Origin of the sequence: Streptomyces phaeofaciens (genome assembly GCF_014648915.1) — a bacterium.
GTDB lineage: Bacteria > Actinomycetota > Actinomycetes > Streptomycetales > Streptomycetaceae > Streptomyces > Streptomyces phaeofaciens.
The window spans coordinates 280,816-290,039 of record NZ_BMSA01000008.1; the positions used below are offsets into that span (position 1 = coordinate 280,816).

The 9,224-nt window shown below is 72.8% G+C and carries 4 protein-coding genes; all 4 read left to right on the forward strand.

Annotated elements, in window-relative coordinates; all coding sequences use genetic code 11:
- Positions 1-7 precede the first annotated feature (7 nt).
- Positions 8-1,333 carry a phthiocerol/phthiodiolone dimycocerosyl transferase family protein gene (locus tag IE275_RS16785; protein ID WP_189712100.1) on the forward strand — a complete coding sequence of 442 codons (1,326 nt, stop codon included), beginning with the start codon at positions 8-10 and terminating at the stop codon, positions 1,331-1,333.
- Positions 1,334-1,456: 123 nt separating this feature from the next.
- Complete coding sequence (locus IE275_RS16790; RefSeq protein ID WP_189712101.1) at positions 1,457-1,981, forward strand: RNA polymerase sigma factor; 525 nt, start codon at positions 1,457-1,459, stop codon at positions 1,979-1,981.
- 7 nt (positions 1,982-1,988) lie between these two features.
- Positions 1,989-2,825 carry an AfsR/SARP family transcriptional regulator gene (locus tag IE275_RS16795; protein ID WP_189712102.1) on the forward strand — a complete coding sequence of 279 codons (837 nt, stop codon included), beginning with the start codon at positions 1,989-1,991 and terminating at the stop codon, positions 2,823-2,825.
- 277 nt (positions 2,826-3,102) lie between these two features.
- The coding region (locus IE275_RS16800) for a type I polyketide synthase (protein WP_189712103.1) at positions 3,103-9,224 on the forward strand (6,122 nt) is incomplete at its 3' end.

The following is a 9,224-nucleotide window of genomic DNA, read 5'->3' on the forward strand; positions in this document are numbered from 1 at the left end:
TGAACGTATGCGACGCGAGCTGTGCCCGGTGGAAACCCTGTACGTACCCCAGCGGAGCAGGGCGGTCCTGTCCTGCGCCCTGGCCGGCCCCGTCGACGCGCCGGCCCTGGCGACGGCGTTCGAGGCCGTGACCGCCGAACAGCCGACCCTGCTCACCCACATCGTCGCGGCCGAGGCGGGCCCCGTCCTCGAACTCCTCCCGGAACCCGAACGGCCACGGCTGATCACCCGGCCCTCGGACGAGGACGCCTACGCCGAGGAGCTCAACAACCCGCTCACCGTGGGCGGACCACTGGTCAGGGCCGTCCTCATCGGCGAACCCGGCGGCGACACCCACACGTTCGTACTGGCGGTGGACCATGTGATCACCGACGGACACAGCGCCATCACGCTGCTCAACAGGATCTGGGACCGGTACGGGCAGGTCCTGGGCGCCGGCGCGGACGCCGTCACCGTCGCCCCGCCGGCCGTCACCGAGGTGCCCGTGTGGCCCGCCCCGGTCAGCAGCCTCCTCCCGCCGACCGACGCGGCGGAGACCGCCAAATACCTGGACCGCCGGACCGAGGAGACCCGCCGCCGCCCGGTCGCGCTGCTCCCCTACGACGTGCCCCCGGCCGCGGAGTCCGACGAGGGACGGCCGGCGCCTCGTATCGAGGTGGCGCGGCTGCGGCTGGACGCCGACGACACCCTGCGGCTGCGCGAACTGGCCCGCTCCACCGGCCTGTCCGTGCACGGCCTCGTCGGCGCCGCCCTGCTGACCGCGGTCCGCCGGCGCATGGACGGCGCCGGCCCGCGCGTCCTCGGCTGCATGTCACCGGTGGACGTCCGCTCCCGGCTGACCCCGCCGCTGTCCGCCGAGGTCATGGTCGCCGCCGTCACCGCACACCTGCACGCCCTGGAGGTGAGCCCGGACAGCTCCCCGCTGGAGCTGGCCGGCGAGCTGGGCGCCGCCCTCGGCAACCACATCGAGCGCGGCGACCACTTCCAGGAGATGCGGATCATGCCGGAGGTGCCGCGCAATCCGCTGCTCCAGATGGGCACGGTGATCAACACGAACATGGGCGTCGTGCCCGGTCCCCGCCTGCCCGAGGGCCTGCGGGTGACCGACGTGCGGCTCGTCCCCGCCCGCGAGAACTACTTCCCGCAGGCCGGCCGCAGCCCCCTCATGGCCTGCGTGACCTCCTTCGACGGCCGCCTCGCCGTCGAGTTCCCGCACCACACCGCGTGTTTCAGCACGGAGTTCATGGCCGCGCTGCGCGACGACGTCCACGCCACGCTGCTCGCCCTGGTCGACACGGACGGGACGCGGCCGCCGGCGGAGGTCATGGCCTGACCGGCGGGGGCACCGGACGCGCCGGACGCATCGTGCGGCCGGCCGGTGCCTCCCACCGCACCGAAGTCCCGGCCGCGTCAGTCACGTTCCCGGCCTCCCCTTCCCAAGGAGCGACCCTCCGAGATGAAGACCGAGCACGAACCCCCCACCGCCGTCGCCGCCCTGCTGTCCCGGGCCCGGGCCGGCGACGCGCAGGCCATGAACGACCTGCTCACCGAGATCACCCCGTACGTCGCCCACGTCTGTTTCCCGATCGCCCGCGACAACGCCTCCGACGCCGTCCAGGAAGCCCTGCTGGCCATCTACCGGGGCCTCGGCACCCTGCGGGAACCCGCCGCCTTCTACGGCTGGGTCCGCTCGGTGACCGTCCGGGAGGCGGTCCGCACGGCCAAGCGTCTCAAGGTGGCGGAGGCGGCGTGTTCGGAGGTGGAGTCCGGCCATCCGGCGAACCCCCTCGACGCGGTCCACATCAACGACGTGCTGGACCGCCTCTCCGCACAGCACCGGCAGGTTCTCGCCCTGCGTTTCTACGGTCTGAACGAGGACGAGATGGCGGCCACCCTGTCCCTTCCGGTCGGCACGGTCCGTTCCCGGCTCTACCGGGCCCGCCGCCGGTTCCAGGAGGCGTGGCAGCCCCACGCGGCGTGACCGGACCATGAAAACCTTCTCGAAGACTTCTCCTTCAGTATGTCCCGGGAGTCTCATGCCGACCGTGGTTCACACAATCCACTTCAATGTTCTGGGCCCTTTGAATGTGTGCCTGCACGGCCGTCCCGTCAATCTCGGGTCCGCGCGTCAGCGGGCGGTGCTGTCCGCCCTTCTCCTCGCTCCGGGGCGACCGATGACGGCGGAGGAACTGACCGAGGCGATATGGCCGCGGAAAGCCCCGGCCGGCGCCGCCGGATGTCTGCACAGTTACGTGTCCCATCTCCGCCGCGTCCTGGAACCGCAGCGGGCTCCCCGCGAGCGGGACAATCTTTTGCGCCGGCAACCGAATGGCTATGTTCTCGAGGTCGCCCCGGAAAGCCTGGACGCCATCCGTTTCGAACGGCTGCTCCAGGAGGGCCGCGCCCAGTTGTCGGCCGGACGGCCCCAGCAGACGATCCTCACGGTGCGGGAGGCACTCGCGCTCTGGCGCGGCGGTCCGCATCCGGAGGTGAGCGACTATCCGGGGGCCGCACAAGTCGCCGCACGGTACGAGGAATTGCGGCTTCTCGCGCTGGAAACCCTGTGGGAGGCCGAACTGGCGTCGGAGCACGGAATGACGCTCCTGACGGACGAACTCCCGGCCCTCAGCCGGAAGTTTCCCACCCGCGAACGGTTCAGCTGGCTTCTCATGAAGGCGCTCTACCGGTCGGGGCGCAGAGCCGAGGCCATCGACGCCTACCACCACACCCGCCGCACCCTCGCCGAGGAATACGGAATAGATCCCGGAGCGGAGTTGCAGGAGTTGTTCGGCCGCATCATCTGCGGCGATCCGCTGGCCGGCTGACCCATTCCCCCGAACACCCCCCGACCTGCGAGAACCACCCCGCGCTCGGTTCGGCCGCAAGGCGACTTCAAGAGGACTTCAAGTTCCCTGCAAGTCTCCCGTGGCAAAGTTCTGTTGATCAACGTCACCGGTGTGCACGGCCCCGAGCCCGCCTTTTCCGACAGGCCATCACAAAGACGTGGGCCGAATGCACCGGACGCGGGCGGGGCCACACGTGGACGCGCGCCTTGCCACGGAGGAGACGCGCGACGAGTCGAGCGAGGAAGCCGAGTAAGCCGTGCCCGAGACAGAGCCCTGGCCCGCACCTGACCACGCCGCCGACGAACCGACCACGACGATCGCCCCGGCGACGGCGGGCATCGCCCCGGCGACGGCTGGTATCGCGCCCGCTGCGGCAGGCGCCCCTCGCGCGACGGCCGGCGGCTCCCTCGGCGTCTCCTCCGGGGCGGGCGGCGTGGACACGGACGTACCGCCGGTCGTGTCGTCCCTCGTACCGCTCGTGCTGACGGCGGCCGACGACACCGCGCTCGCCGCGCGAGCCCGGCAGCTCCTCACGCTGGCCGAGGGCGATCCGGACATGAGCCCGTCGGACCTGGGCCGGGCGCTGGCGACGACGCTCCGTGCGTCGACGGGCGAACGGCGGGCCGTGCTCCTGACCGCCGGCCGGGCGGACGCGGTACGGGGACTGCGGGCCCTCGCCGAAGGCGGTTTCGCACCGTTGCTGTTCCGCGGCTCCCCAGGTGTCGGTACCGCCCCCGCCGCCACCTCCGGCGCGGTGGGCGAGGGGCGCGCGGTTCACGTGTTTCCCGGCCAGGGCTCCCAGTGGGCCGGCATGGCCCTCGGGCTGCTCGACGCCTCCGCGGTGTTCCGGGACCACATGGAGGCCTGTGCGCGGGCGTTGGAGCCGCACGTGCCATGGTCGCTGTTCGACGTGCTGCGCGGCGCCGAGGGGGCGCCGCTGTGGGAGAGCGTCGACGTCGTCCAGCCCGTGCTGTTCGCGGTGACGGTGTCGCTGTCGGCGCTGTGGCGGGCGTGCGGTGTGGAGCCGGCGGCGGTCGTCGGCGCCAGCCTGGGCGAGATCGCCGCGGCGCACGTCGCGGGAGCGCTCACCCTCGACGAGGCCGCCCGTGTCGTGGCGCTGTGGAGCCGGATGCAGGCCCGGGCCGACGGCGAGGGCGACCTGGCCTCCGCACTGCTGTCCCGCGAGGAACTGCGGTCCCGGCTCGACGCCCCGCACCGGCGGGGCCGCGTCCACTTCGCGGGTGCCAACGGCCCGCGCACCCTGCTGTTCAGCGGCGAACGGGCGGCCGTGGCCGAGCTGGTCGGCGCGCTCACCGCCGAGGGCTTCCGCGCCAGGACGCTCGGCAACGGCCTGGCCGCCCACGCGCCGGACCTGGCCGTGGTCCCCGCCGACCTGCTCGCCGGCACCGCCTCGATCCGGCCCGCCGCGGCCACGGTCCCCTTCCACTCCTCGCTGACCGGCGGGCCGGTCCCGACGACCTCGCTCGACGGCACGTACTGGCACCGCAACATCACTTCGGAGATCCGTTTCGAGGAGGCCGTACGCGGCCTGATCGCGGCCGGTCACGTCACGTTCCTGGAGGTCAGCCCGCATCCGGTGCTGATCGGCGGGGTGCAGGAGACCCTGGAGGACACCCGGGGCGGCCCGGCGGGGGCGGCCTCGGGAACGGCGTCCTCGGGATCCGTGTCCTCGGGATCCGTGTCCTCGGGAACGACGGGCGCGGGAGCCGTCGGCACGCTCCGGCGCGGCGAGGACCCGGTGACCGGACTGCTCACCGCGATGGCGGAGCTGTACGTCCGGGGAGTCACCGTCGACTGGGAGGCCCTGTTCCGCGGCGGTACCGACGCCCGGCGGACCGTCCTGCCGCCCGCGCCTTCCGCCGTCGGCGCCCCGGCAGCGCCGCACGGGGACGATTCCCCTCGGGCCCGGTACGCCCGGCTCTCCGACGCCGAACGGCGAAGGTGGCTTGGGGAGTTGGTGCACTCCCAGATCACCGCGCTGCACGACGGCGCACCGGAGCCAGGGCCAGGGCGGGCGTCAGGGCCGAAGGTGGCGAGCGACGCGCGGACGACCTTCAAGGACCTGGGCTTCGACTCCGTCACGGCGGTGGCACTGCGCAACCGGCTGGTCGAGGCGACCGGGCTGCCACTGCCCGTCACCCTGCTGTTCGAGCGCCCCACGATCGGCGACCTGACCGATCACCTGCATGCCGAACTCCTGGGCCTGGTCCCCGAATCGACGGCGGTGTCCGGCCCCGGTGACGTGGACGAACCCGTGGCGATCGTCGGCATGGCATGCCGCTTCCCCGGTGGCGTCGACTCCCCCGAGTCGCTGTGGCGGCTGGTGTCCCGGGGCGAGGACGCCGTCTCCGGGTTCCCCGACAACCGGGGGTGGGACGTCGAGTCGCTGTACGACCCCGACCCCGACGCGCCGGGCCGGTCCTACGTCCGCGAAGGCGGATTCCTGCACGACGCCGACCGGTTCGACGCGGACTTCTTCGGGATCAGCCCGCGCGAGGCCCTCGCCATGGACCCGCAGCAGCGGCTGCTCCTGGAGACGGCCTGGGAGGCGTTCGAACGGGCGGGCATCGACCCGACGACGCTGCGCGGCAGCCGCGGCGGAGTGTTCGTCGGCGCGATGGCCCAGGACTACGGCCCCCGCATGCACGAGGCGGACGAGCGCGTCCACGGGCACGTGCTGACCGGCACGACCGTCAGTGTGCTGTCCGGGCGGCTGGCCTACGTCTTCGGCCTCGAGGGCCCGGCGGTGACCGTGGACACGGCCTGCTCGTCCTCCCTGGTGGCACTCCACCAGGCCGTACGGTCGCTGCGGCGCGGTGAGTCCACGCTGGCGCTCGCGGGCGGGGTGGCGGTGATGGCGGCGCCGGGCATGTTCGTGGAGTTCAGCCGACAGCGCGGCCTCGCGCCCGACGGCCGCTGCAAGGCGTTCGCCGCGTCGGCCGACGGTACGGCCTGGGCGGAGGGCGTCGGCGTCCTCGTACTGGAGCGGCTGTCCGACGCGCGACGCCACGGGCACCGGGTGCTGGCCGTGGTCCGGGGCTCGGCCGTCAACCAGGACGGCGCCAGCAACGGCCTCACCGCCCCCAACGGCCTCGCCCAGCAGAAGGCCGTCCGCGCGGCCCTCGCCGACGCCGGCCTGACCCCGGCCGACGTGGACGCCGTCGAGGCCCACGGCACCGGCACCCGCCTCGGCGACCCCATCGAGGCCCAGGCCCTCCTGGCGACTTACGGACAGGACCGGCCCGCCGAACGGCCTTTATGGCTGGGCTCGTTGAAGTCCAACATCGGACATGCGCAGGCGGCCGCCGGTGTCGGCGGTGTCATCAAGATGGTGCTGGCGCTGAAGCACGGGCTGCTGCCCCGCACCCTCCACGTCGACGAACCCACCCCGCACGTCGACTGGACCACCGGTGCCGTCTCCCTCCTCACCGAGCAACGCCCTTGGCCCGACACCGACCGCCCACGCCGAGCCGCCGTCTCCTCCTTCGGGATCAGCGGCACGAACGCGCACGTCATCCTGGAACAGGCCCCAGAAGCCGAACCCGACGCGACCGCTCCTGTGGCGACCTCGCCGGTCGTTCCGCTGGTGCTGTCGGCCCATGACCCGCGCTCCTTACGGGCACAGGCGGAGCGGTTGGGTGATTTCCTTCGCGAGAACGCCCCCGATGCACGGCTCGTCGCCGGGGAGTTGACACAGGGGCGAGCCGTACTGGCCCACCGTGCGGTCGTCGTGGGTGGAGACCAGGAGCAACTGCTGGCCGGGTTGGACGCGTTGGCGACAGGGGGCGAGGACCCAGGTCTCGTCACCGGGCACGGGGAGGCCGGGCGGCCGGTGTTCGTGTTCCCCGGTCAGGGGTCGCAGTGGACCGGGATGGCCGTCGAACTCCTCGACACATGCGCGGTGTTCGCCGAGTCCATCGCCGCGTGCGAGGCAGCGCTTGCCTCGCATGTGGAGTGGTCGCTGAGTGAAGTGCTCCGCAGGGGTGAGCCGTTGAACCGGGTCGACGTGGTGCAGCCCGCCCTGTTCGCGGTGATGGTGTCGCTCGCCGCGGTCTGGCGGTCCCTTGGGGTCGAGCCCGCCGCCGTCGTCGGGCACTCCCAGGGCGAGATCGCCGCAGCCGTCGTCGCCGGCGCGCTCTCACTGGACGACGGCGCCAAGATCGCCGCCCTCCGCAGCCGCGCCATCCTCAAACTCGCCGGACACGGGGGAATGGTCTCCCTGCCCCTGAGCAGCAAGGACGCGACCGAGCTGCTGAAACGATGGCCGGACCGCATATCCATAGCCGCCCTCAACGGGCCTTCCACCACCGTCGTCGCCGGAGACGCCACCGCCCTCGACGAACTACTGACCCACTGCGAGACCGAAGGCGTCCACGCGCGCCGCATCGACGTCGACTACGCCTCCCACACCGCACACGTCGAAGCCATCGAAAGCGACCTCGCCGAAGCCCTGAAGGGCATCACGCCCCGGACCAGCACCGTGCCCTTCTACTCGACGGTCACCGGCGAGCCCATCGACACCGCGAAGCTCCACGCCGGCTACTGGTACACCAACCTCCGCCAGACCGTCCTCCTCGAACCCACCCTGAAGCGTCTGACCGAAGACGGCCACACCAGCTACCTCGAATGCAGCCCCCACCCCGTCCTCGTCCCCGCCATCGACGAAACCACCGAAGGCCACGTCACCGGCACCCTCCGCCGCGACGAAGGCGGCTGGCAACGCCTCCTCACCTCCGCAGCCCACCTCCACACCCACGGCACCCCCATCACCTGGCCCACCAGCCACACCCACCACATCGACCTCCCCACCTACCCCTTCCAACGCAACCGCTACTGGCTCGAAACCACCCCGTCCGCCACCGGCGCGGAGCCCACCGGGCACCCCCTCCTCACCCTCACCACGACGCTCCCCGACCTCACCGATCTGCGCACCGGCCGGCTCACCCCCGACACCCACACCTGGCTCACCGACCACGCCGTCCACGGCACGCCGCTGGTCCCCGGCACCGCTGTCCTGGACCTGGCTCTGCACGCCGCCGGTCACACGGGCGCCCCGTACGTGGAGGAACTCACGCTCCACGCGCCGCTCCCGCTCCACCCCGGCGAGTCCCAGACCCTCCAGCTCATCACCACCCCGCCGGACCCGATCACCGGGCATCGCACCCTCACCCTGCACAGCACCACCGACCACCGCACGTTCACCCATCACGCGACGGCCGCCCTCACGCCCCTCCCCGCCCCGGCAGCTGCGATCCGTCCCTGGTCGGAGGCCGAACAGAAGGTGCTGGCTCCGGTGGAGGGGCTGTACGAGCGGCTGGCCGAGGCCGGGTTCGGGTACGGTTCCGCGTTCCGTGGGCTGCGGTCCCGGGGGCGGCTGGGTGCGGACGTGGTCGCGGAGGTGCGGCTGCCGGACGAACTACGCGAGGACGCGGGCCGGTTCGGGGTGCATCCCGCGCTCCTGGACGCCGCCCTGCACGCCTGTCTGCCGGACGGCACGGACGGCACGGAGGATGTCCGGCTGCCGTTCGCGTGGAGTGGGGTCACCCTGCACGCCACGGGGGCCGACACCCTGCGCGTCCGGCTGTCGCCGGCCGGGCCGGACGCCGTGTCCTTGGCGGCCTTCGACGAGGCGGGGCAGCTGGCGGTGTCGGTCGCGTCCGTGACGCTGCGGGCGGTCACGGCGGAACGGTTCCGGGCCGCCGTACGGGCTCAGCGGCAGGAGCCGTTGTACGAGGTGCGGTGGACGGCGCTGCCGACGGAGGGCGTCGGTACGGGCGCGGGGGCGGCCGTACTCGTCGGTCCTGCGTTCGCCGGGCTGCCGGCGCCCTCGTACCCGGATCTGCCGGCGCTGGTCGCCGACGGGGGTGCGGTGCCGTCGACGGTGGTCGTGGGCTGTCGGGGTGGTGCGGACGAGGTGCCGGTCGCCGTGCACGAGGTGCTGGTCCGGGCGTTGGAACTGTTGCGGGAGTGGCTGGCCGACGACCGGTTCGCGGACGGGCGTCTGGTGCTGGTGACCCGGGGCGCGGTGGCCGTCCGGGACGGTGAGGACGTCTCCGACCTGGCGGCGGCCGCCGTGTGGGGGCTGGTGCGGTCGGCACAGTCGGAGCATCCGGGGCGTCTGGTGGTCGCCGACGTGGACGACGATCCGGAGTCTTTTCGGGCGCTGACGGCGTTCGTGGATCGTGTGGGTGCTGCGGAGCCGCAGCTCGCGGTGCGTGCGGGTGAGGTGTTCGGGGCGCGGCTGGGCGTGGTCCAGCCGGTGTCCGCCGACGGGACCGGGCCTCGCGTGGGCTTCGGCGACGGCACGGTGCTGATCACCGGTGGCACCGGCACGCTCGGCTCACTCATCGCCCGCCA